The 19,966-nt window shown below is 64.4% G+C and carries 19 protein-coding genes and 1 pseudogene; 12 read left to right on the top strand and 8 right to left on the bottom strand.

Annotation, left to right across the window (positions count from 1 at the left end):
* Positions 1–25: 25 nt before the first annotated feature.
* Positions 26–517: a DciA family protein gene (locus E8Q40_RS17195; RefSeq protein WP_137045703.1), complete on the bottom strand. Its 492-nt coding sequence runs from the start codon at positions 515–517 to the stop codon at positions 26–28.
* An 83-nt stretch (positions 518–600) separates the two neighbouring features.
* Between E8Q40_RS17195 and mutY the strand changes: the two genes are divergently transcribed.
* Both mutY and E8Q40_RS17185 read left to right on the top strand, forming a co-directional pair.
* Positions 601–1,698, top strand: coding sequence for an A/G-specific adenine glycosylase (gene mutY / locus E8Q40_RS17190; RefSeq protein ID WP_137045702.1), 1,098 nt, complete (start codon positions 601–603; stop codon positions 1,696–1,698).
* A 34-nt stretch (positions 1,699–1,732) separates the two neighbouring features.
* Positions 1,733–2,704 carry an SMP-30/gluconolactonase/LRE family protein gene (locus E8Q40_RS17185; protein ID WP_137045701.1) on the top strand — a complete coding sequence of 324 codons (972 nt, stop codon included), beginning with the start codon at positions 1,733–1,735 and terminating at the stop codon, positions 2,702–2,704.
* Positions 2,705–2,881: 177 nt separating this feature from the next.
* On the opposite strand, the pseudogene E8Q40_RS17180 reads toward E8Q40_RS17185, so the two are convergent.
* Positions 2,882–3,382 (bottom strand): annotated as a pseudogene (locus E8Q40_RS17180) (ferritin-like domain-containing protein); the annotation flags it as partial.
* Positions 3,383–3,523: 141 nt separating this feature from the next.
* Between E8Q40_RS17180 and E8Q40_RS17175 the strand changes: the two are divergent.
* From E8Q40_RS17175 to E8Q40_RS17160, 4 genes are all read left to right on the top strand, one after another.
* Positions 3,524–3,874, top strand: a complete 351-nt coding sequence (locus E8Q40_RS17175; RefSeq protein ID WP_137045699.1) for a RidA family protein — start codon at positions 3,524–3,526, stop codon at positions 3,872–3,874.
* Between the two features lie 124 nt (positions 3,875–3,998).
* A complete protein-coding gene (locus tag E8Q40_RS17170; RefSeq protein WP_137045698.1) occupies positions 3,999–5,222 on the top strand; it encodes a PLP-dependent aminotransferase family protein in 1,224 nt (407 codons plus the stop codon).
* Between the two features lie 5 nt (positions 5,223–5,227).
* Positions 5,228–5,713, top strand: coding sequence for a CinA family protein (locus E8Q40_RS17165; RefSeq protein WP_137045697.1), 486 nt, complete (start codon positions 5,228–5,230; stop codon positions 5,711–5,713).
* Between the two features lie 121 nt (positions 5,714–5,834).
* Positions 5,835–7,496, top strand: coding sequence for an EF-hand domain-containing protein (locus E8Q40_RS17160; RefSeq protein ID WP_137045696.1), 1,662 nt, complete (start codon positions 5,835–5,837; stop codon positions 7,494–7,496).
* Positions 7,497–7,506: 10 nt separating this feature from the next.
* Here E8Q40_RS17160 and E8Q40_RS17155 read toward each other — a convergent pair whose 3' ends face one another.
* Positions 7,507–8,649, bottom strand: a complete 1,143-nt coding sequence (locus E8Q40_RS17155) for a site-specific DNA-methyltransferase (protein ID WP_137045695.1) — start codon at positions 8,647–8,649, stop codon at positions 7,507–7,509.
* A 231-nt stretch (positions 8,650–8,880) separates the two neighbouring features.
* Between E8Q40_RS17155 and E8Q40_RS17150 the strand changes: the two genes are divergently transcribed.
* Positions 8,881–9,795 carry a neutral zinc metallopeptidase gene (locus tag E8Q40_RS17150; RefSeq protein WP_137045694.1) on the top strand — a complete coding sequence of 305 codons (915 nt, stop codon included), beginning with the start codon at positions 8,881–8,883 and terminating at the stop codon, positions 9,793–9,795.
* Between the two features lie 11 nt (positions 9,796–9,806).
* Positions 9,807–10,370, top strand: a complete 564-nt coding sequence (gene moaB, locus E8Q40_RS17145; protein ID WP_137045693.1) for a molybdenum cofactor biosynthesis protein B — start codon at positions 9,807–9,809, stop codon at positions 10,368–10,370.
* A gap of 42 nt (positions 10,371–10,412) precedes the next feature.
* On the opposite strand, the gene E8Q40_RS17140 is transcribed toward moaB, so the two are convergent.
* Both E8Q40_RS17140 and E8Q40_RS17135 read right to left on the bottom strand, forming a co-directional pair.
* Positions 10,413–11,384 carry a helix-turn-helix domain-containing GNAT family N-acetyltransferase gene (locus E8Q40_RS17140; protein ID WP_137045692.1) on the bottom strand — a complete coding sequence of 324 codons (972 nt, stop codon included), beginning with the start codon at positions 11,382–11,384 and terminating at the stop codon, positions 10,413–10,415.
* A gap of 42 nt (positions 11,385–11,426) precedes the next feature.
* Entirely contained in the window at positions 11,427–12,002 is a 576-nt protein-coding gene (locus E8Q40_RS17135) for a glycosyl transferase (protein WP_137045691.1), read from the bottom strand.
* 156 nt (positions 12,003–12,158) lie between these two features.
* Here E8Q40_RS17135 and E8Q40_RS17130 point away from each other — a divergent pair, with 156 nt between their 5' ends.
* The 3 genes from E8Q40_RS17130 to E8Q40_RS17120 all read left to right on the top strand — a co-directional run bounded on the left by E8Q40_RS17130 (position 12,159) and on the right by E8Q40_RS17120 (position 15,973).
* Positions 12,159–13,361, top strand: coding sequence for a PA0069 family radical SAM protein (locus tag E8Q40_RS17130; RefSeq protein WP_137045690.1), 1,203 nt, complete (start codon positions 12,159–12,161; stop codon positions 13,359–13,361).
* A gap of 168 nt (positions 13,362–13,529) precedes the next feature.
* Positions 13,530–14,282, top strand: coding sequence for a ribonuclease HII (locus tag E8Q40_RS17125; protein WP_137045689.1), 753 nt, complete (start codon positions 13,530–13,532; stop codon positions 14,280–14,282).
* 152 nt (positions 14,283–14,434) lie between these two features.
* A complete protein-coding gene (locus tag E8Q40_RS17120) occupies positions 14,435–15,973 on the top strand; it encodes a glycosyltransferase family 39 protein (RefSeq protein ID WP_137045688.1) in 1,539 nt (512 codons plus the stop codon).
* A gap of 22 nt (positions 15,974–15,995) precedes the next feature.
* Here E8Q40_RS17120 and cydB read toward each other — a convergent pair whose 3' ends face one another.
* Both cydB and E8Q40_RS17110 read right to left on the bottom strand, forming a co-directional pair.
* Positions 15,996–17,006: a cytochrome d ubiquinol oxidase subunit II gene (cydB, locus tag E8Q40_RS17115; RefSeq protein WP_137045687.1), complete on the bottom strand. Its 1,011-nt coding sequence runs from the start codon at positions 17,004–17,006 to the stop codon at positions 15,996–15,998.
* 15 nt (positions 17,007–17,021) lie between these two features.
* Complete coding sequence (locus tag E8Q40_RS17110; RefSeq protein WP_137045686.1) at positions 17,022–18,410, bottom strand: cytochrome ubiquinol oxidase subunit I; 1,389 nt, start codon at positions 18,408–18,410, stop codon at positions 17,022–17,024.
* Between the two features lie 199 nt (positions 18,411–18,609).
* Here E8Q40_RS17110 and E8Q40_RS17105 point away from each other — a divergent pair, with 199 nt between their 5' ends.
* The gene (locus E8Q40_RS17105) at positions 18,610–19,041 is read left to right on the top strand and encodes an EamA family transporter (protein WP_137045685.1); all 432 of its coding nucleotides are present in this window, start codon (positions 18,610–18,612) and stop codon (positions 19,039–19,041) included.
* A gap of 97 nt (positions 19,042–19,138) precedes the next feature.
* Here E8Q40_RS17105 and E8Q40_RS17100 read toward each other — a convergent pair whose 3' ends face one another.
* Positions 19,139–19,945 (bottom strand): uracil-DNA glycosylase family protein, encoded by an 807-nt coding sequence (locus E8Q40_RS17100; RefSeq protein ID WP_137045684.1) that lies wholly within the window; start codon positions 19,943–19,945, stop codon positions 19,139–19,141.
* Positions 19,946–19,966 lie beyond the last annotated feature (21 nt).

Genomic DNA, 19,966 nt, shown 5'->3' with positions numbered 1-19,966 from the left:
AGCCGGGCCCGATCGCCAGCACGGCTCACTTTGTCTTGATAGCCGTGCCCAGCCGGGCCAGCGCGTTGCGCAGGTCGTCATCCTCGATTTCCGGCATGTCAGCGGCGAGCCGCGCAGTCAGGGCCGGATCCGGCGGGCTGGGCCGGGGCTTCGGCGTCTTGCGACGCAATGGCGCTTGCCGAAGCGCCAGCCGGCCGACCGCGTGCCAGCCGAAGAACCGGTTCACCCGCTCCAGAATAACCGACGACTGATGCTGGATTTCCAGCGCCATCGGTCCTTCGACCCGCAGCACCAGAGTGGCCGGTTCGGCCTGCTCCACGTCGCCAGTGTCTTGCTTCGGTTTCGGCCAATTGATCTTCATAGGCTCGCTATGGGCGGCGATTTCCGCCCCGACGATGGCCGGCCAGCGGGTGAGGATTTCGGTCGAGGCAAAGCCCTGTGCCTTCAGGACGCCACCGAGGCTCGCCGCGGTGAAGTCGGACAACGGACGGGGAAAACTGCTCGAAGGCTTGCTCATCGGGGCTTTCTATGACGCATGATCTTGTCCGAAAACCGGTTCCCACTTTTCGGGATCATGCGGGGTTCTAGGATCGTGCGGCCATGAACGTAGCAGTCCGCGTCCCGCGGCGAAAGAAAGCGACCCCCGACCCGGCCGACCTGCTCGCCTGGTACGACCGGCACCGCCGCGTTCTCCCGTGGCGGGCGCGGAAGGGCGAACGCACCGCGCCCTATGCAGTGTGGCTGTCGGAAATCATGTTGCAGCAGACGACCGTGAAAACGGTGGGTCCGTATTTCGCGAAGTTCCTGAGCAAATGGCCGAACGTCGAAAAGCTGGCCGAAGCCGCGCTCGATGACGTGCTGCGCGCCTGGGCCGGCCTCGGCTATTACGCCCGCGCCCGCAATCTGCATGCCTGCGCCATCGCGGTGGTCGAGCGCCATGGCGGCGTTTTCCCGGCCGATCTCGAGGCGCTGCGCGCTCTGCCGGGCATCGGCGACTACACCGCGGCGGCGATCGGCGCCATCGCATTCGATCTGCCGGCGGTGCCCGTCGACGGCAATGTCGAACGCGTGGTGAGCCGGCTGTTCGCCGTCGAGGAAGCGTTGCCGGCGGCCAAGCCGGAAATCAAGCGGCTAGCGGCGTCGCTGATGCCGCCCGCGCGCACCGGCGATTTCGCCCAGGCGATGATGGATCTCGGTGCCACGATCTGCACGCCGAAGAAGCCGGCCTGCGCGCTGTGTCCGTTCGACAGCGTTTGCATGGCGCGGGCGCGCGGCGATCAGGAGACCTTCCCGCGCAAGGCGCCCAAGCGCGAAGGCAAATTGCGGCGCGGCGCCGCGTTTGTCGCGCTGTGCGAGGATGCAAAAGGCGACATGCAGGTGTTGCTGCGCCAGCGTCCGGAAAAAGGCCTGTTAGGGGCCATGACCGAAGTGCCGGGCAGCGACTGGTCACACGACTTCGATGTCGGGGCGGCGCTCGATGCCGCGCCGAAGCTGTCGGGCAAAGTGAAATGGCGCAAGCTCGCCGGCGAGGTTACCCATGTGTTCACCCATTTCCCGCTGGCGCTGACGGTGTTCGTCGCGCCGGTGCCGAAGGCAACGGCCGCGCCGAAGGGCGCGCGCTGGGTCAAGGTCGCCGATCTGCCCGGCGAGGCGCTGCCAAACGTCATGCGCAAAGTACTCGCACATGCGCTAGACTGATTGCAGAACAATATCCCTGGGGGAAATCAGAACGATGTCGCTCGATAGCAAAGCCGCGGTGCTCGCGGGCCAATGGTCGCCCAGCCAGCGTTATCCGGATCCGCTGATCACCGCGCTCGATCCGCGCTTCAAGAAATATCATCTGCCGCTGTCGAGCGTGGAGCGTCTTTACACCGGCACGCGCTGGGGCGAGGGCCCGGTTTATTTTGGCGACGCGCGTTGCCTGATCTGGAGCGACGTGCCCGGCAACGTGATGTTGAAGTGGGACGAGGAGAGCGGGCAGGTCAGCCCATTCCGCAAGCCGTCGAACAATGGCAACGGCAACACGCGCGACCGCCACGGCCGGCTCATCACCTGCGAGCATCTGACGCGCCGTGTCACCCGCACCGAATATGACGGCAGCATCACGGTGATATGCGACAGGTTCGACGGCAAGCGGCTCAATTCACCGAACGACGTCGTGGTGAAGTCGGACGGCTCGATCTGGTTCACCGATCCGCAGTTCGGAATTCTCAGCAACTACGAGGGTGACAAGGCGGAATCCGAGCTACCGATCAATGTCTATCGGATCGATCCGCAGACCGGAAAGGCCGCGGTAGTGATGGAAGGCATCAACCAGCCGAACGGGCTCGCTTTCTCGCCAGACGAATCGAGACTCTATATCGTCGAGTCGCGCAGCGAGCCGCGCAAGATTCTGAGCTTCGACGTCGGCGCCGGCGACAAGTTGTCGAACCGCAAGGTGCTGATCGATGCGGGTCCCGACGGCACGCCGGATGGCTTCCGCGTCGATATCGACGGCAATCTGTGGTGCGGCTGGGGCATGACGCCGGAACTCGACGGCGTGCGCGTGTTTACGCCGCAAGGCGAGCCGATCGGCCACATCTCGTTGCCGGAGCGCTGCGCCAATGTCTGTTTCGGCGGCGTCAAACGCAACCGCCTGTTCATGGCCGCCGCGCATTCGCTTTACGCGCTCTACGTCAATACGCAGGGCGTGAAGGGGGGATGATCACTCAACGTCGTCCTCCGCGAAAGCGGAGGACCCAGCTCTGCAGCGAAGCGCTGGATCGCCCGCCTTCGCGGGCGATGACGGCGCCCTCGGTCAAATCGCCGGAATGCCCGCCGCGGCAACCAGGATGGCGTTCTCGGCTTCCTCGGCCTTGCTCGGCTTCTTCAGCTTTGTCGCGGCCGCCTTCTTGTTGATCTTGCGCTTGGCGATGCCGCCCAGCTTCTTGTCGGTTGCCTTCTCTTCCTTGAGGTTCATGTTGAGCACCTTGGCGACGTCCGGCCGGCCGATCAGCCGTGCCCAGGCGACCAGTGTGCCGTAACGCGTGATTTCGTAGTGCTCGACCGCCTGCGCCGCGGCGATCAGCGCGGCATTGAGGATGGTCTTGTTCTCGATCTCGCCGGCGATGTCGTTTGCCTCCTCGATGATGCCGTCGATGGCCGGGCACTTGGTGCCCTGCGGTACCGACTTCATCATCTTGAACACGCGGTCGAGCCGCTTGATCTGGCCGTCGGTCTGCTTGAGGTGCATCCGGAAGCTCTTCTTGAGCTCGGCATCGGACGCCTTCTCGATCATGTCGGGCAGCGACTTCCTGATCTGGTGCTCGGCATAGTAGATGTCCTGCAAGCTGTGGACGAACAGCTCTTCGAATGTGTCGATATCGGAGGAAAACCAGCCCATGACGAACTCTCCCTGTTGCGGCGCGGCGGCGGGTCACGCGCGCGCTTGCCACTATAAATCAAAAGTTGGGTTCCGAGTTCCCTTCCGCGCCGAAGACCGCTAAGACTCCGCCGGATTTTTCAACCGAGTGGAGGCAGGCCGATGGCCATCGAGCGTTACGATTCCAACCAGCGCATGAGCAAATGCGTGGTTCATGGCAACACCGTCTACCTGGCGGGCATCGTCGCCAACGATCCCAAGGGCAAGGACATGACGGCCCAGACCAAGGACATTCTGGCGCAGATCGACGGCTACCTGGCCAAGGCCGGCACCGACAAGTCGAAGCTGCTGTCGGCCAATATCTGGGTCACCTCGATGTCGGAATTCGCCGCCATGAACGCGGCCTGGGACGCCTGGGTGTCGCCGGGCAACACGCCGGCGCGCGCCACCGTCGAGGCGCGGCTCGCCGCACCGGAATACAAGGTCGAGATCATGGTGCAGGCGGCGAAATAAGGGCGGCGCCTGACAACCCGTCATGGCCGGCCTTGTGCCGGCCATCCACGTCTTCTCTAATGAGAGAAAAGCAAGACGTGGATGCCCGCAACAAGTGCGGGCATGACGTTGGGAGAAGACACTCATGCCCTTCGACTTCACGCCGCTGTTTCCGGCGAGCCTGCCGCCGCCGGCGGTGCGGTGGACCGGTACGCCGAAATACAATTTCGTCGGCGGCAACAACGACCCCGACGAGGTGCCGCTCGACGGATTGATGGCCGCGGCGCAATTGGTGCTCCAGCGCGAGGGCCGAACGCTGGCGACCTATGGCCTCAATAGCGGCCCGCAAGGCTACCGGCCGCTGCGCGAGTTTCTGGCTGTAAAGCTCAAGCGCGACGCCGGCATGTCGTGCACGGCCGACGATATCCTCATCGTTTCCGGTTCGCTGCAGGCCCTCGATCTGGTCAACAGCGCGCTTTTGTCGCGCGGCGACACCGTGATCGTCGAGAAGGACAACTACCAGGGTTCGCTCAATCGCTTCACCAAGCTCGGCGTTACCGCCATTGGCATCCCGCTCGACAAGGGCGGCATGCGCATGGACGCCCTCGAGGATGCGCTCAAGGATCTCAAGGCGCGCGGCGTCACGCCGAAGTTCATCTACACGATCCCGACAGTGCAGAACCCGACCGCGACCGTGCTCGACGAGAGCCGTCGCGCCCGCATGCTGGCGCTTGCCGACCAATATGGCGTGCCGATCGTCGAGGACGACTGCTATGCCGATCTCGTCTGGAGCGGCCAGCGGCCGCCGGCGCTGCATGCGATGAGCAAGTCGGACAATGTCATTCATGTCGGCTCGTTCTCGAAATCGATTGCGCCGGCCTTGCGCGTCGGCTTCGTGGTCGCACCGTGGCAGATCATGTCGCGCATGCTGGCGCTCAAAACCGACGCCGGCTCCGGTGCGCTGGAGCAGATGGTGCTCGCCGAATACTGCAAGCCGTTGTTCGCCACCCATGTTCCCGCGCTGCGCAAGGGACTGCGCAAGAAGGTCGAGACCTTGATGGAGGCGCTGAACGAGCAGTTCGGCACTGCCGCAGAGTTCGACGATCCCCAGGGCGGCATCTTCCTGTGGGTCAAGCTGCCGGACCATGTCGATAGCCTGAAGCTATATCAGGCCGCGCTGAAGGAAGGCGTGGCGATCAATCCGGGCCCCGAATGGTCCACCGACAAGGCGCATAGCCAGAGCCGCATCCGCATTTGCTTCGCCAGCCCCACGCATCAGCAAATTCGCGAAGGCATCGCCGTGCTGGCCGAGGTCTGCCGCCGCGAATTCGGCGTGCCGACGCGCAGCGGCAACGTGGCCAAGGCTTGACGGTCATGAACGCGCTTGCACCACTTGCCGAACAAGTCGCCGAGCGCCTGATTGCCCGCAAGGAAACGATCGCCATTGCCGAGTCCTCGACCGGCGGTCTGATCTCGGCGGCTCTGCTCGCCGTGCCCGGCGCCTCGGCTTATTTTCTCGGCGGCGCGGTTGTCTATACGAAGGCGTCGCGCGCGGCGCTGCTCGGGATCGGCGATGCCGAGATGAAGGGCCTGCGGCCCTCGACCGAGCCTTATGCACTGCTCGGGGCGCGCACGATCCGCGACAAGATGGGCGCGACCTGGGGCCTGGGCGAGACCGGCGCCACCGGCCCGACCGGCAACCGCTATGGCGATGCCGCCGGTCACTCCTGTATCGCGCTCGCAGGGCCGGTCGAGCGCGCGATCACGCTGGAAACCGGCAGCACCGACCGCGCGGCCAATATGGACGCGTTCGCGAAGCGGGCGTTGGAGCTGTTGGTCGACGCGCTCGGTACGAATTGACCGATTGCGTTAAGGCCGTATTTGTCGATCTTGATGCACGCGCCAGTTTAGTAATACGCGCGTCACCAATTTCAAATTAGGCTCTGCGCGTCTCTCATCGCATGAAAGAGGCGCGTTCGTTATGGTGAAGAAATTCATTGTCGCCGCGATGCTTGCCTGCATTGCCTCGCCGGACGCCCAAGCCCAGGTGCTGCGGGTTTCACAAGAGAACTCCGGGCCGCCGTTGCCCTCCCCGCGTCAGTATCTGGTTAATCGCCTGCAAGGCGGCATGACGCTGGATCGTTTTCTCGCCTCGCTTCGCGGCGAGTTTGAGCGGCAGGACGCCGATGGAAATGACGTATTCGATCAGGACGACATCGATCTGCAGGTGAAGATCGGCGAGGCCGGCTGGCGCACGACTTTCGTCATGCAGATCATGCCGGCCGATCTCGACGGCGACGGTTATGTCACCGAGCAGGAGTTGCGCCAGAAACTTCAGTATGACATGCGCCGTAACGGAACGCTGCTTCAGCCGGCTCGCCCCGGCAGTCCGGGACCGCAAGAACGGATCGAGCAGAGCCTGCGCAAGACGATGGAAGCCGATACCGACAAGGATGGCCGCCTGAGCATCAAGGAGGCGATGGATTACGCCGCGTCACAGCGCGTCTACGCGCAAGGCACGGTCAACAATCTTCGCATCGTTGCGCGGCAAATGTTGTCGCTGGCGCGGGAAGGCAAAACCGCCCTCACATCGCTCGATGTCGAGAACGCGGCGTCGGCGTATTTTCGCGCCGTCGACAAGGACGGCAACGGCACCATCTCGCTGGATGAACTCGACGCCGAGCGTAGGGATGTCAATCGCGAGCGGATGGAGGCTGCGCGGCCGCCGGCCCCGGACAAGGTGCAACCGGGCTGCGACCTGCCGAAGGCTTCGCAGGCCGCCAAGGTCGTGCTGCTCGGCAGCTATCAGACTGAATCCCTCTCGACCGTCGCGCTCGGCTCGCAAAGCGACGTGACGGGTGTCGGCAATGTCGTGGTCGAGCCCGGCCGCGAACCACTTTATCTCGTGATCGCGACCATGCGTCCGACGATTTGGCGCTTCTACGGCGCCGTCGAGCGCATCGAACGCGCCGTACTGTCATCGAATGGTGGTGTACAATCCGGCGAAAAGCCGCGGATCGCCGCCGGCGCCACGGGTCTGCCGGCCGATCGCGTGACATTCCCAGAGCGCACCGGCTGCATGCGCTATTTCTCTAACGTGCCGTCGACGGACTCGGCGAAGGCCGCCGGCTTCGTGCGGACGATGACGGGCAAGGCGCCCGAGATGGTTTCCGGCAAATACGCGATAGTCGCTTTCAGTGTGCCGTCGGGCAAGATCGAGTCGGTCGGCCCGGACAGGCCGGGCCTGACCATTGTGCAGAATGGCACGAGCTACATTCTAAACGATGGCAAGATCACCGCCGTAAAGCCGGACCGCCAGGCTTCGTCGGACCTCGATCGCTATAGCCCAGGTGGTGTGGTTACCATCGATGCCAAGGCTGTCGTCGCCTCGGTGCCGGCGGAGCCCTACGAGGTGCTGCCACAGGAGGCCGGTCTGCTGCAGCTTGTCGGTTCGGGCGCTCTGACGCGCAGCGGCGGCGAATACATCATCAACCGGAAGATCCGCATTCCGGCCGGATTGAACGGCGCGCATTCTGTCAAGTTTCTGCTGCGCAAAGGCGTGCCGGAGCCGGACGGTGATTACGGACATTCAACCGTGATCTCGGAAGAGACCGGGGAGGCGTTGAAGCCGAAGAAAGGCTGACGGCGGAGAATCACTCCGCCGCTTCCAGGAGCGCCATTTCCGAACGCACCTGGGCGCGTAGGTCGTCGATCGACACGAGGCCTTTCGGCGTCTCGACATGCCAGAACGACCAGCCGTTACAGGCATCGAGCCCTTGGACCACCGCGCCGACGCGGTGGATCGAGCCGACCGTGTCGCCGACCGCGATGGCGCCGTCGGCGCGGACGATTGCTTTGTGCCGTTTCTTTGAGTCAGTGAGGCGGGCGCCCGGCGTAACAAGGCCGCGTTCGATCAGCGAGGCGAAGGCGACGCGCGGGGCCTCGCGGGCCGTCATGAACGGCGCGATGGAGGGCGAGGGCACGACCTCGACATCGGCGAGGCGCTTTTCGGCGGCGGAGGCGTACTTCTTCTCGCGCTCCAGCCCGATGTAGCGGCGCCCTAACTTCTTGGCGACCGCTCCGGTGGTGCCGGTGCCGTTGAACGGGTCGAGGACGAGGTCGCCCGGCTTGGAACTCGACAGGATGACGCGCGCCAGAAGCGCTTCCGGCTTCTGGGTCGGATGCAGCTTCTTGCCGTCGGTGCCTTTCAGGCGCTCGGAACCCGTGCAGAGCGGGAAGGTCCAGTCGGAACGCACCTGCACGTCGTCGTTGCCGGCCTTCAGGGCCTCGTAATTGAAGGTGTAGCCCTTGGCGTTCGGATCGCGCGAGGCCCAGATCATGGTTTCGTGCGCATTGGTGAAGCGCCGGCCGCGGAAATTCGGCATCGGGTTGGTCTTGCGCCAGATCACGTCGTTGAGGATCCAGAACCCCATGTCCTGCATGATCGCGCCGACGCGGAAAATGTTGTGGTAGGAGCCGATCACCCAGATCGTGCCGGCAGGCTTGAGCACGCGGCGGCAGGCGGCCAACCACTCTTTGGTAAACGCATCGTAAGCGGCGAAGCTCGCGAACTTGTCCCAGTCGTCGGTAACGGCGTCGACATGAGAGTCGTCCGGCCGCTTCAGATCGCTGGCAAGCTGCAGATTATAGGGCGGATCGGCGAAAATCAGGTCGACGGAACCGGCCTGAAGCTTCGACATCTCGTTGACGCAGTCGCCAACAAGGATTCGATGATCGGGGGTCTTGGAAAGACCACGGGGCGCCCGACCGGGCGCCCCGCGACGCGACTCAACCATGACTCAACTCTGACTCAAGGACGACGCGGTCGGCTGACGCGGGACCTACAAACCGACAGGCCCGCATCATGCGCAGCCCAAGGTGAAAAAAACCTTTATAGAAAAATTTGTCGGAACGAATTCTGCTAACTTAACCGGGAGTTAGCAGAGGTTAACAGTGTGCCAAGTATTGCCGCAATCAGTCGTGCTAAAGGAAACGGTCAGGGCAGCGCGGGTTGGGAGACAGATTGAATGCGTTGGGACGATTTTCGCCGCAGCGATAACGTCGAAGACGATCGCGGCGGCGGTGGCGGTGGTTTCAATCTGCCGGTGGGCGGCGGTGGTTTGGGCATCGGCACTGTTGTCGTGCTCGGACTCATCGGCTGGGCGCTCGGTATTGATCCGAGCCTTTTGATCTCCGGCGCGGAGATGCTGAACAACGGCCGGACATCGCAACAATATGAGCAGCGTGTCGATCGGCCGGCGCAGCGCACCGGCGCACCGACCGATCAGATGGGCAGTTTCGTCGCCGCGGTGCTCGGTAATACCGAAGATACCTGGGGCAAGGTGTTCGAGACCGCCGGTCAGCAATACCGCGCGCCGCGCCTGCGCTTGTTTACCGGTCAGGTGAGCAGCGCCTGCGGCATGGCAAGCTCGGCCAGCGGTCCGTTCTATTGTCCGCCGGACCGTCGCATTTTCCTCGATACGTCGTTCTTCGATGAAATGCGCTCACGCTTCCGCGCCTGTACCGGCAAGGGTTGCGAGTTCGCCCAGGCTTATGTGATCGCGCACGAGGTCGGTCATCACGTGCAGAACCTGCTCGGCATCCTGCCGAAGGCGCGCGAGGCGCAGCAGGCGGCCGGCGATCGCGCGGCGGCGAACCGTATCCAGGTCCGTGTCGAACTGCAGGCCGACTGCTTTGCCGGTATCTGGGCCAACCAGTCGAACCAGCGCTGGAATTCGATCGAGCCCGGCGACATCGAGGCCGCGCTGCAGACCGCGGCGGCGATCGGCGACGACCGGCTGCAGAAGCAGGCGCGGGGCTACGTGGTACCGGACTCCTTCACACACGGCACCTCTGCCCAGCGCCAGCGCTGGTTCACGACCGGCTTCAAGTCCGGCAAGGTGTCGTCGTGCAATACCTTCGCGGCGAACGCACAGTTATAAGGTCTCAGTCCATGCCCGGTATCGATGAATCAAAGCAGTTCGTGCCGCTCAAGATCGCGGTGCTGACGATTTCCGACACGCGCGAACTCGCCGACGACAAGTCCGGCAATACGTTGGTCGAGCGCATTCGGGCCGCCGGGCACATTCTCGCCGAGCGCTCGATCGTGAAAGACGAGGTCGATGCCATCCGCGGCAAGGTGAAGGCCTGGATCGAGGACAAGTTCATCGACGTGGTGATCTCGACCGGAGGCACCGGCTTCACAGGCCGTGACGTGACGCCGGAAGCTGTCGAGCCGCTGTTCGAGAAGCGTATGGACGGTTTCTCGACGCTTTTCACGATGGTGAGCTACCCGAAGATCGGCACCTCGGCGATCCAGACCCGCGCCACCGCCGGCGTCGCCAATGCCACCTACATTTTCTGCCTGCCGGGTTCGCCGGGTGCCTGCAAGGACGCGTGGGACGACATCCTCGTCCACCAGCTCGACTACCGCTACCGGCCGTGCAACTTCGTCGAAATTCTGCCGCGGCTGGACGAGCATTTGCGAAGGCCGAAGGCGCAGGGCGCGACGGCTTAGTACCTCGCTTCGCAGAGGATGACGTTCTGCGTTTGCGACGGCCTAAAGCGTCATATCCCAGAACTCCGCCACCACGTTCTGCCCGAAGCTCATCTTGTTCTGGCTCGAGGTCAGCGTGAAGCCGGCCTTCTCGTAGCAATGGCGCGCGGCGGTCAGGCATTCATGCGTCCACAAAGTGATGGCGCGATAGCCCTTGGCGCGGGCAAAGGCGATGCATTCGTCGGTGAGACGGCGGCCAAGGCCTAGGCCACGGGCCTTCGGTGAGACGATGAGCAGGCGGATGCGGGCGACGCCGGGCTTATCGTCCTTGACCAGCATCACCGAGCCCACCGGCTCGCCATCCATCTCGGCGACCCAGCAGCGCTCCATCGCTGGATCGAAGTTCCTGGCGAAGTCGGCAACGATCTGCGCCACCAGCGCCTCGAATGAATTGTCCCAATTGTATTCGCGCGTATAGACGCGGGCATGCTCGGCGACGATCCAGCCGAGATCGCCCGGCTGTAGATCGCGCAAAGTATAAGTGCGCGCGGGCCGCGAGTCGGCCTCTTGTCCAAGCAACGTTTCGATGGTGCGCATGGCGCGCACCAGTTCGCTTTGCTCGCGCTCGCTGAGCGCGCCCAGCATTTCGGCGACGTCTTCGGCAGAACGCTTTTCGGCCGGCGCGAAGAATTTGCGGCCCTGGGCCGTGAGCGACAGGTGGCTCTGCCGCGCGTCATTCTTCGACGTCGTGCGCTTGATCAGGCCGCGCTTCTCGAAATTGCGCAGCACGCGCGACAGATAGCCGGCATCGAGGTCGAGGGCGCGGCCGATGTCCTTCGCCGTCGGTTGCTCGACACTCGGATGCGCCAGTTCGTGCAGCACGCGCATTTCGCCGAGCGAGTAGGGCGTGTCGAGATAGGTTTTCCGCAAGAGGCCGATCTGGCGCGTGTAGAAGCGGTTGAAGCCGCGCACCGCGGCGACGCGGTCGGGCGGAACGTCGGCTTCGGGCGCGGGTGATGGTCCGGCGGCAGGCATGGCCGCAAGGTCGGGCAGTTAGTTGACAAAGTCAAGTAAGGCTCAGGCGACCCGCCGCACCGCGGCGCCGAGCAGCGCCACCTTGCGGCCGAGTTGGTTCAGCAGCCTCGCTTCGGCATCGGCGTGCGCCGGGTGGCCGCCGACCGCCTCGTAAAGGCTGCGGGAAATGACCAAGCCCTGATCCGGCGATGGCTTGCGGCCGGCAAACACCGCCCGGGCCAGCGCAATGACGTCGCCGAGCCCCGGCTGCGCCGAAGCCGTGCCGGCGGTCCGGAACACCGCGGCGCGCGGGGCGGTTTCGCTGAACGAAGCCGACTGCATGAAAGTCTCGCTGGCGCCGGTCCAATCGGCATCGAGCACGATGCCGGCACGCAGGAACATCAGCCAGGGTGTCCGCGTGCTCAGGGCGGCTGTTTTGAGCCGCTCGCCGAGCGGGGCCGCCGACGCAATGAACCGGCATCCGGCAATGTCGGCGACTTCGGCCGTAGCGTCCTTCGACTCCGCGTCGGACACAACGACCTCCGTAACAAGACCGGACATCGCGCCCGGAATCAGTGCCGACAATGTCGGCACCAAAGTGCGCTCCGATTCGTGCGTGGCGACGATGACGCTGAGCATAGCCCCCAAGGCGACAGCAAGCGGAACACAACCGTTGTCCCCACGGTTGCTACCACATCATGTGCGGATGTGAAGGCGAACCACGAAAGGCGGCAGCCGCCGGGAAACCGCGAAAATGTTCTTGTTATGTTCACATTTCGTGACTAGGTAAGGTCCATGGCTCAACGACCTGCAGCCTTGAAACGCCCCCCGGCGGACCTTGATCGGACCGCCATTTCCGATCGCGGAACGGAGCTGCCCTCCGCGCCGGGGGGGGTTCGCGTTGACGATCTCACGGGCCTGCTTGGCGTCGTTGTCGAGCATGAACGCCGCCGCGGACGTGGCGCGCAGTCGAACGCTTCGGGCCGCTACGAGCCGCATGCGCGCATCGCGTTCGACGACGGCTGGCGCTCGCTTGAGGAACTGCCGCCGTTCCAGACCACGGTGCAGGTCGATACTTCGCGCAAGATCATCACCCGCAACCAGTCGCCTGACATCGGCTTCGACCGGTCGATCAATCCTTATCGTGGTTGCGAGCACGGATGCGTCTACTGCTTTGCCCGGCCGACGCATGCCTATCTTGGTCTGTCGCCGGGTCTCGATTTTGAATCCAAGCTGTTCGTCAAGCCGGAGGCAGCCGACCTCCTTGAACGTGAGCTCGCTTCGCCGAACTATTCGCCGAAGGTGATCGCGATCGGCACCAATACCGACCCGTATCAGCCGATCGAGCGGCGCTACAAGGTGATGCGCCGCATTCTCGAAACGCTCGATCGCGCCGGTCATCCCGTCGGCATCGTGACCAAGTCGGCGCTGGTAACGCGCGATCTCGATATCCTCGCGCGGATGGCCGAACGCAATCTGGCCAAGGTGGCGCTTTCGGTGACGACGCTCGATCCCGAACTGGCGCGCAAGATGGAGCCGCGTGCAGCGACACCGATTAAGCGGCTCGAGGCGCTGCGCCAGTTATCTCAGGCCGGCGTGCCGACCACGGTCATGGTGGCGCCGATCATCCCGGCGCTGAATGACAGCGAGATCGAACGTATTCTCGACGCTGCCGCGGCGGCCGGCGTCAAGGAAGCAGGCTATGTCATGCTGCGCCTGCCGCTCGAGGTGCGCGATCTGTTCCGCGAATGGCTGGAAGCCAATTATCCGGATCGCGCCGGTCATGTCTTCAGGCTGGTGCGCGAGATGCGCGGCGGTAAGGACTACGATTCCGAATGGGGCACGCGCATGAAAGGTAAGGGGCCTTATGCTTGGCTGATCGGCCGGCGGTTTGAACTGGCCTGCGAGAAGCTCGGCCTCAACGTCGCCAAACGCAAGCTGTCGACCGAGCACTTCCGGCATCCCAGGCCGGATGAGGCGCAGATGAGTTTGTTTTAGGTGCTGAGTGTCGTCCTCCGCGAATGCGGAGGACCTAGCCCTTCTGTCTGAGGCGAGGAACGCCGGATCGCCCGCTTTCGCGGGCGATGACAGCTTCTGTCCCCGTTTTTCACCGGCGGGCGTGAATAGGGTTGAACGGGCGCCCGACTCGGGCGTACCCATCGGCCCATGGCACCTGCCTCCAAAAAGAAAACTGCGCGGAAACCGGCCGCGAAATCCGCCGCGAAAGCGCAATTGCCGCTGGTCGAGCCAATCCTGCGCCCGACCTTCCGCCGCGAGCGCCGCGCGTTGAAGGCCGGCATCTTTCCCGTTGCCGGCTGCGACGAGGCGGGACGGGGACCGCTCGCCGGGCCGGTTGTGTCCGCTGCCGTGATCCTCGATCCCGACCGCATTCCGCGCGGGCTCAACGATTCCAAGAAGCTCGACGCCGAGGCGCGCGAGAAGCTCTACGAGAAAATCTGCGCCACCGCGCAGGTCTCGGTCGCCTTCGCCTCGGTCGATCGCATCGATCGCGACAATATCCTGCGCGCCTCGCTCTGGGCCTCGGCTCGCGCCGTGAAGGCGCTGCCGGTCCGGCCAAAGCTCGTCTTCATGGACGGCAACATGAAGATCGATTGCGGATGCGACTGCGAGGCCGTGGTCTCGGGCGACGCGCTGGTGCTGTCGGTGGCGGCGGCGTCGATTGTCGCCAAGGTGACGCGCGACCGCTACATGATGCGGCTGGCCGAAGCCTATCCCGGCTACGGCTTCGAGCGGCATATGGGTTACAGCGTGCCCGAGCATTTCCGTGCCTTGCAGGCGCTCGGGCCGACGCCGCACCACCGCCGCTCCTTCGCGCCGGTGGCGGCCAAGTTCGCGGCGATGGGCGAGCGGCTCGAGGATGTGCCCGATGAGGCGCTCGCGGCCGTGTTGCCACTTTAGACGGCGTTCTTTATTGATTTGCTTGCTTATCCCTCCCCGTCTTCGGGGAGGGTGGCGAGCGCAGCGAGCCGGGTGGGGTGCCGCACACTCTGACCCCACCCCCGGCGCTGCGCGCCGGACCCTCCCCGCAAGCGGGGAGGGATAAGAGAGCCATGCACCACGTCTCCCTGATCATCGAATTCCTCCGCGGCCGGCCCAAGGTCGTGTTCTGGTTCGTGGCGCTGTCGCAGGGCATGCTGTGGACGCTGATCCCGGCACTGTTCTTCTCATCGCCGCCCGGTGACCTGCCGCTGGTGCTGGCGGTCGGTCGCGAATTCCAGCTCGGCAGCTATCTGGGGCCGCCTTTGGCATTCTGGCTTGCCGAGATCGCATTTCGCGGCGGCGGCATGTTCGGCCTCTACGCCCTGTCGCAAATCTGTATCGTTGTGGCGCTGTGGGCCGTGTTCACGCTTGGCCGCACGTTGATCGGCACGCGCCATGCCGTGCTTGCCATTCTCCTGATGGTTGGCATCGCCGCCTTTACGGTGCCGAGCCCGGATTTCGGCCCGGCGGTGCTGGCCATCCCATTATGGGCGCTGGCCCTGATGCACTATTGGCGCGCGCTGGGCGAAGGCAGACGTGGTAGCTGGTTTTTGCTCAGCGTTGATCTCGGCCTGCTGCTGCTGACGCACTTTGCCGGCATCGTGCTGGTCGCATTGCTGATCGTCTTCACGCCGCTGACGCGGCGCGGCCGGGAGGCACTCCGCCATCCCGAGCCGTGGCTGGCGCTTCTGCTGCTAGTGGTCGTGGTCGCTCCCTATGCCGCCTGGCTGAGCCAGTCCTGGCCGCTGGTGGCGGCTACGCTTCAGGAAAGCACCGCAGGAGTTTCGGCCTTGCGGCTTGCCGGCGCACTGGTCGCCGTGCATCTCGGGCTGCTGTTGCTGGCGGTGCTGTCGACCGGCATCGGCCGCGGCCGCAACGAGCGTGCGCCGGAGATTGATCGCAGTCCGGTGGAGCCCGCGGCGCGCGCTTTCGTTTATTTCTTCGCCCTGGCGCCGGCGCTTGTCGTCATCGCGCTGGTGCTGATCGGCGAGCGCGTGCCGCAGGCGGCACTGCTGTCGTCGTTCGGCGCGCTGACGACATGGTCGATGCTGGCGCCGCTGGCCTTGCTGTCCGGCATGGCGGTGGTTCTCGCCGCCGGAAATCGCGTGCTCATCTATCGCGAGCACTGGGTGTCGTCGTCATGGCTTGCGCTGCTGGTGGCGCCGCCGCTGCTGCTCGCGCTCAGCCTGCTCGTCGCGCCATGGACCTTTGCGCGCGACAATCGCCTGGCGCAGCCGTCGGCCAACCAGGCGGAGTTCTTCGCTGAGACCTATCAGCGGCGCACCGGCAAGCCGCTGCAATATGTCAGCGGCGATGCGCGGCTGGCGCCGCTGATCGCCATGATGGCGCCGGGCGGGCCGCAAGGCCGCCCGCATGTGTTCTTCGCCTGGGCGCCGCAGCGCAGTCCCTGGGTCAGCGTTGACGATGTCGCGGCCCATGGCGGCGTGCTGGTCTGGCCGGCGGCCGCCAACAATGCGGTGCCGGAGGATCTGCGTACGCAGTTTCCCGGGCTGGTGCCGGAACTGCCGCGTCAGTTCGACCGCGCGGTGCAGGGCCGTCTGCCGCCAGTCCGCATCGGCTGGGCCGTGCTGCGCCCGCCGGCGCAATAGCAACGAGCGCCGACGACGTGAGCTAGTGATAGCTCTCGCCTTCGCGCACCTTGCCGCGGAATATCCAGTATACGAAGATTACATAGCCGATGACCATCGGCAGCAGGAACAGCGTGCCGATCAGCATGAACACCTGGCTGCCGGCTGAGGCCGACGTGTCCCAGATGGTGAGCGACGGCGGCACCAGATACGGATAGTTCGAGATCACAAGACCGATATAGCCGAGCATGAATAGCGCGATCGACGCCAGAAACGGCGGCACTTCGCGGCCGCGTTCGATCCAGTGCCAGCAGGCAAAAGCAACGAGCGCGGTGATCGTCGGCACCGGCCACAGGAAATAGAAGTTCGGCAGCGAGAACCAGCGTGCGGCGATGCGCGGCTCCGCGATCGGTGTATAGAGACTTACCGCCGCCATGAAGACGAGGACTGCGATCAGCCAGTATTTGGCTTGCCGCTGCGCGCGCGCCGCGACTTGGCCTTCGGTCTTCATGTGCAGCCAGGTGGTGCCGAGCAGGGCGTAGCCGGCGACCAGCGCCACGCCGCATAGAAAAGAGAACGGCGTTGCCCAGTGGAAATGACCGCCGGAAAATTCGCGGTTGGTCACCGCGATGCCCTGCACCAGCCCTCCGAGGATGACGCCCTGCGAGAACGCGGCCAAGGTCGAGCCGAGCGCGAAGGCGAAGCTCCAGCCGGTCTTGCTGCGCGACACGGTGCGGAATTCGAAAGCGACGCCGCGGAACACCAGCGCCACAAGCATCACGATCACCGGGATGTATAGCGCCGGCATGATCACCGCATAGGCGCGCGGGAAGGCGACGAACAGACCGACGCCGCCGAGGATCAGCCACGTCTCGTTGCCGTCCCAGAATGGCGCGATGGTGCGCATCATCTGATCGCGTTCGGTCTCGCTCTTGGTGAAGGGAAACAGGACGCCAATGCCGAGATCGAAGCCGTCGAGGATGATGTACATCGCCACCGCGACGCCGATCAGCGCGGCCCAGATCAGCGGGAGATACATTTCCATGGAGCCCATGGCGCCTCTCCTTTCTCAGGTTTCTCGGCCGGGCGACTGCGCCGCCGCGACGGGATTGCCGGACAGGAAGCCGGGTTCGTGGCCGCCGTGACCGCCCGCGTCGGGACCCTGTTTGATGAGCCGGTTCATGTAATAGATGCCGAACGAGAACACGATGCCGTAGGCGACGATGAACAGCGCGAGCGTGCCGAGCACGGTCGCGCCGGGCACCGGCGAGATGCCGTCCGCGGTCCGCATCAAATTGTAGACCAGCCAGGGTTGGCGGCCGCTCTCGGTGACGACCCAGCCGGCGATGACGGCGACGAAGCCGGTCCACCAGGCGTTGGCGACAATGCGCAGGAACCAGCGTGTCTGGAACAGGGTGCCGCGCCACCACAGGAAGGCGCCGTAGAGCGCCGCCGCGATCATGAAGAAGCCGAGCGCCAGCATGATGCGGAAGGCGAAGAACACGACCGTCACCGGCGGGCGCTGGTCGGGTGGCACGCTCGAAAGGCCAGGGATCAGGCCATCCCACGAATGGGTGAGAATGAGTGACGAACCGTGCGGGATCGAAATCTCGAAGCGGTTCTTCTCCGCTTTTTCGTCCGGCCAGGCGAAGATGTAGAAGTCGGCGGGTTTTGAGCCGTCCCAGTGGCCTTCCATCGCCGCGACCTTGATGGGCTGATGCTTGAGCGTGTTGAGCCCATGCTGATCGCCGATGAAGAGCTGCAGCGGCGCCAGGATGACGGCGAGGCCGATGCCCATGCGCAGCATGGTGCGGCCTTCGCTCAGGTGGCGGCCCTCAAGCAGAAAGCGCGCGCCGACGCCGAGTACGACAAAGGCCGTTGTCAGGTAAGCCGCGTTCAGCATGTGAGCGAAGCGGTAGGGGAAGCTCGGATTGAAGATGATCTGCAGCCAATCGACCGGCACTGCGATGCCGTTCTCGATGGCGTGGCCCGCCGGTGTCTGCATCCAGCTATTGGCGGCGAGAATCCAGAACGCCGAACTCATGGTGCCGAAGGCGACCACGGCGGCCGATAAGGTGTAGAGCCACGGTGGCACGCGACTGAAGCCGAACAGCAGGATGCCGAGGAAGGTCGCTTCGAGGAAGAACGCCGCCAGCACTTCATAGCCGAGCAGCGGCCCAATGACATCGCCGGTGAAAGCGGAGAAGCGGCTCCAGTTGGTGCCGAATTGATAGGACAGCACGATGCCGGAGACGACGCCCATGGCGAACGATACGGCGAAGATCTTCACCCAGAAGCGCATCAGGAGCTGATAGCGCTCCTCGCCGGTGTACACCCACAAGCCGCCGAGCGTAGCGAGCCAGGCCGACAGCCCGATGGTGAAGCTCGGGAATATGATGTGAAAGACGACGGTGAAGGCGAATTGCAGGCGAGCGAGTAGGACTGGATCGGCGTCCATGATTCTTCTCCCGGCAGGCGCCCCCGCGCGCGGTTGCAGATTGAATTTAGAGCAGGTCTATATCTGAATCCAGCGCGCCGAGTTATGCAACTAACGTTGTTCCGGGATGCGCGGTTCGATACGGTCGCCGATTAATGACGGTTATCGGTGAGCGAATGCCGTATGCGCCGTCATGACGCATGCGACAATGGAGAACACCATGAGCATCTGGTCATCCTGGCAAGTCTGGGCGGTGCTGTCGGCGGTGTTCGCCGCGCTCACCGCGATCTTCGCCAAGGTCGGCGTCGAGAACGTCAATTCCGACTTCGCCACCTTCATCCGTACCATTGTCATCCTGATGACGCTGGCGCTCATCCTTTATGCCACCGGACAATTCCAGTCGCCGGGCAGTGTCTCGGCGCGCACCTATGTCTTTCTCGTTCTGTCGGGGCTGGCGACCGGTGCGTCGTGGATCTGTTACTTCCGTGCGCTCAAGATCGGAGAGGCGGCCAAGGTCGCGCCGATCGACAAATTGAGCGTCGTCCTCGTCGCGATATTTGGCGTGACGTTCCTGGGCGAGCGGCTGTCGGCGCCGAACTGGCTCGGCGTCGCGCTGATCGCGGCGGGGGCGATATTGGTGGCGGTTCGGTAGGACTCTGTCATGCCCGGCCTTGTGCCGGGCATCCACGTCTTTTCGATAGTTGAGAAAGCAAGTCGTGGATGGCCGGGACAAGCCCGGCCATGACGAGTTACGAGGCCAGCGCCTTCTTGATCGCCAGCAGATCGCGCCAGGCAAACCGTTTCTGCAGCGGCGAGCGCAGCAGGAACGCCGGGTGGAACGTGGCCATGGCGCGGATGTCGCGCTTGCCGGTGTTGAAGGTGACCCAGCGGCCGCGCGCTTTAGAGATCGGCTCCATCAGGCCGAGCAAGGTCTGCATCGACGGCTTGCCGAGGCACACCAGAACGTCCGGGTCGACCAGCTCGATTTGTCGCAGGATGAATGGCAGGCAGATCGCCGTCTCATGCGGACTCGGATCGCGGTTACCGGGCGGGCGCCACGGCACGATGTTGGCGATGTAGGCGGAGGTGCGGTCGAGCCCGATCGCCTTCAGCATCTGGTCGAGCAGTTTGCCGGAGCGGCCGACGAATGGCAGGCCTTCGATGTCCTCGTCGCGGCCGGGCGCTTCACCGACGAACATGATGCGCGCTTGCGGGTTGCCGTCGGCGAACACCGTGCGCGACGCGGTCGCCTTCAATGCGCAGCCGTCGAAGCCTTCGAGGATGGTGCGCAGTTCGTCGAGCGTGGCCGCGCTCTTGGCCGCGGCGCGTGCCGCCATGGCGGCCTCGTCGGGGGCGGGCGGTGCACTCCGCGCCGGGGCGGCGGCGACCGGTGCAGCTTCTCGGACCGCGGAAGGCCGGGCGGGCGCTTTCGGTACCGCCGGCGTCTCTACCGCTGCAAACCGATCGACCGCTTCCTCGCCAACAAAGGCGTCGGCCCCGGCATCGAGATAGAACTCGAGCAGGTCTCGGGCCGTTATGTCGGGGGCGGGGTTCATCGCCGCACTATAGCACACGGA

The organism is Pseudolabrys sp. FHR47 (genome assembly GCF_005153485.1).
GTDB lineage: Bacteria > Pseudomonadota > Alphaproteobacteria > Rhizobiales > Xanthobacteraceae > Pseudolabrys.
This window is presented reverse-complemented; position numbering and strand designations above follow the sequence as displayed.

What these genes read in the sequence shown, in the direction of transcription:
- E8Q40_RS17125 (WP_137045689.1), top strand. Translation starts at nt 13,530, where the DNA reads ATGGCACCTGCCTCCAAAAAGAAAACTGCGCGGAAACCGGCCGCGAAA.
- E8Q40_RS17170 (WP_137045698.1), top strand. Translation starts at nt 3,999, where the DNA reads ATGCCCTTCGACTTCACGCCGCTGTTTCCGGCGAGCCTGCCGCCGCCG.
- E8Q40_RS17100 (WP_137045684.1), bottom strand. Translation starts at nt 19,945, where the DNA reads ATGAACCCCGCCCCCGACATAACGGCCCGAGACCTGCTCGAGTTCTAT.
- E8Q40_RS17185 (WP_137045701.1), top strand. Translation starts at nt 1,733, where the DNA reads ATGTCGCTCGATAGCAAAGCCGCGGTGCTCGCGGGCCAATGGTCGCCC.
- E8Q40_RS17165 (WP_137045697.1), top strand. Translation starts at nt 5,228, where the DNA reads ATGAACGCGCTTGCACCACTTGCCGAACAAGTCGCCGAGCGCCTGATT.
- E8Q40_RS17130 (WP_137045690.1), top strand. Translation starts at nt 12,159, where the DNA reads ATGGCTCAACGACCTGCAGCCTTGAAACGCCCCCCGGCGGACCTTGAT.
- E8Q40_RS17175 (WP_137045699.1), top strand. Translation starts at nt 3,524, where the DNA reads ATGGCCATCGAGCGTTACGATTCCAACCAGCGCATGAGCAAATGCGTG.
- E8Q40_RS17135 (WP_137045691.1), bottom strand. Translation starts at nt 12,002, where the DNA reads ATGCTCAGCGTCATCGTCGCCACGCACGAATCGGAGCGCACTTTGGTG.
- E8Q40_RS17140 (WP_137045692.1), bottom strand. Translation starts at nt 11,384, where the DNA reads ATGCCTGCCGCCGGACCATCACCCGCGCCCGAAGCCGACGTTCCGCCC.
- E8Q40_RS17110 (WP_137045686.1), bottom strand. Translation starts at nt 18,410, where the DNA reads ATGGACGCCGATCCAGTCCTACTCGCTCGCCTGCAATTCGCCTTCACC.
- E8Q40_RS17120 (WP_137045688.1), top strand. Translation starts at nt 14,435, where the DNA reads ATGCACCACGTCTCCCTGATCATCGAATTCCTCCGCGGCCGGCCCAAG.
- moaB (WP_137045693.1), top strand. Translation starts at nt 9,807, where the DNA reads ATGCCCGGTATCGATGAATCAAAGCAGTTCGTGCCGCTCAAGATCGCG.
- E8Q40_RS17150 (WP_137045694.1), top strand. Translation starts at nt 8,881, where the DNA reads ATGCGTTGGGACGATTTTCGCCGCAGCGATAACGTCGAAGACGATCGC.
- mutY (WP_137045702.1), top strand. Translation starts at nt 601, where the DNA reads ATGAACGTAGCAGTCCGCGTCCCGCGGCGAAAGAAAGCGACCCCCGAC.
- E8Q40_RS17105 (WP_137045685.1), top strand. Translation starts at nt 18,610, where the DNA reads ATGAGCATCTGGTCATCCTGGCAAGTCTGGGCGGTGCTGTCGGCGGTG.
- E8Q40_RS17160 (WP_137045696.1), top strand. Translation starts at nt 5,835, where the DNA reads ATGGTGAAGAAATTCATTGTCGCCGCGATGCTTGCCTGCATTGCCTCG.
- cydB (WP_137045687.1), bottom strand. Translation starts at nt 17,006, where the DNA reads ATGGGCTCCATGGAAATGTATCTCCCGCTGATCTGGGCCGCGCTGATC.
- E8Q40_RS17155 (WP_137045695.1), bottom strand. Translation starts at nt 8,649, where the DNA reads ATGGTTGAGTCGCGTCGCGGGGCGCCCGGTCGGGCGCCCCGTGGTCTT.
- E8Q40_RS17195 (WP_137045703.1), bottom strand. Translation starts at nt 517, where the DNA reads ATGAGCAAGCCTTCGAGCAGTTTTCCCCGTCCGTTGTCCGACTTCACC.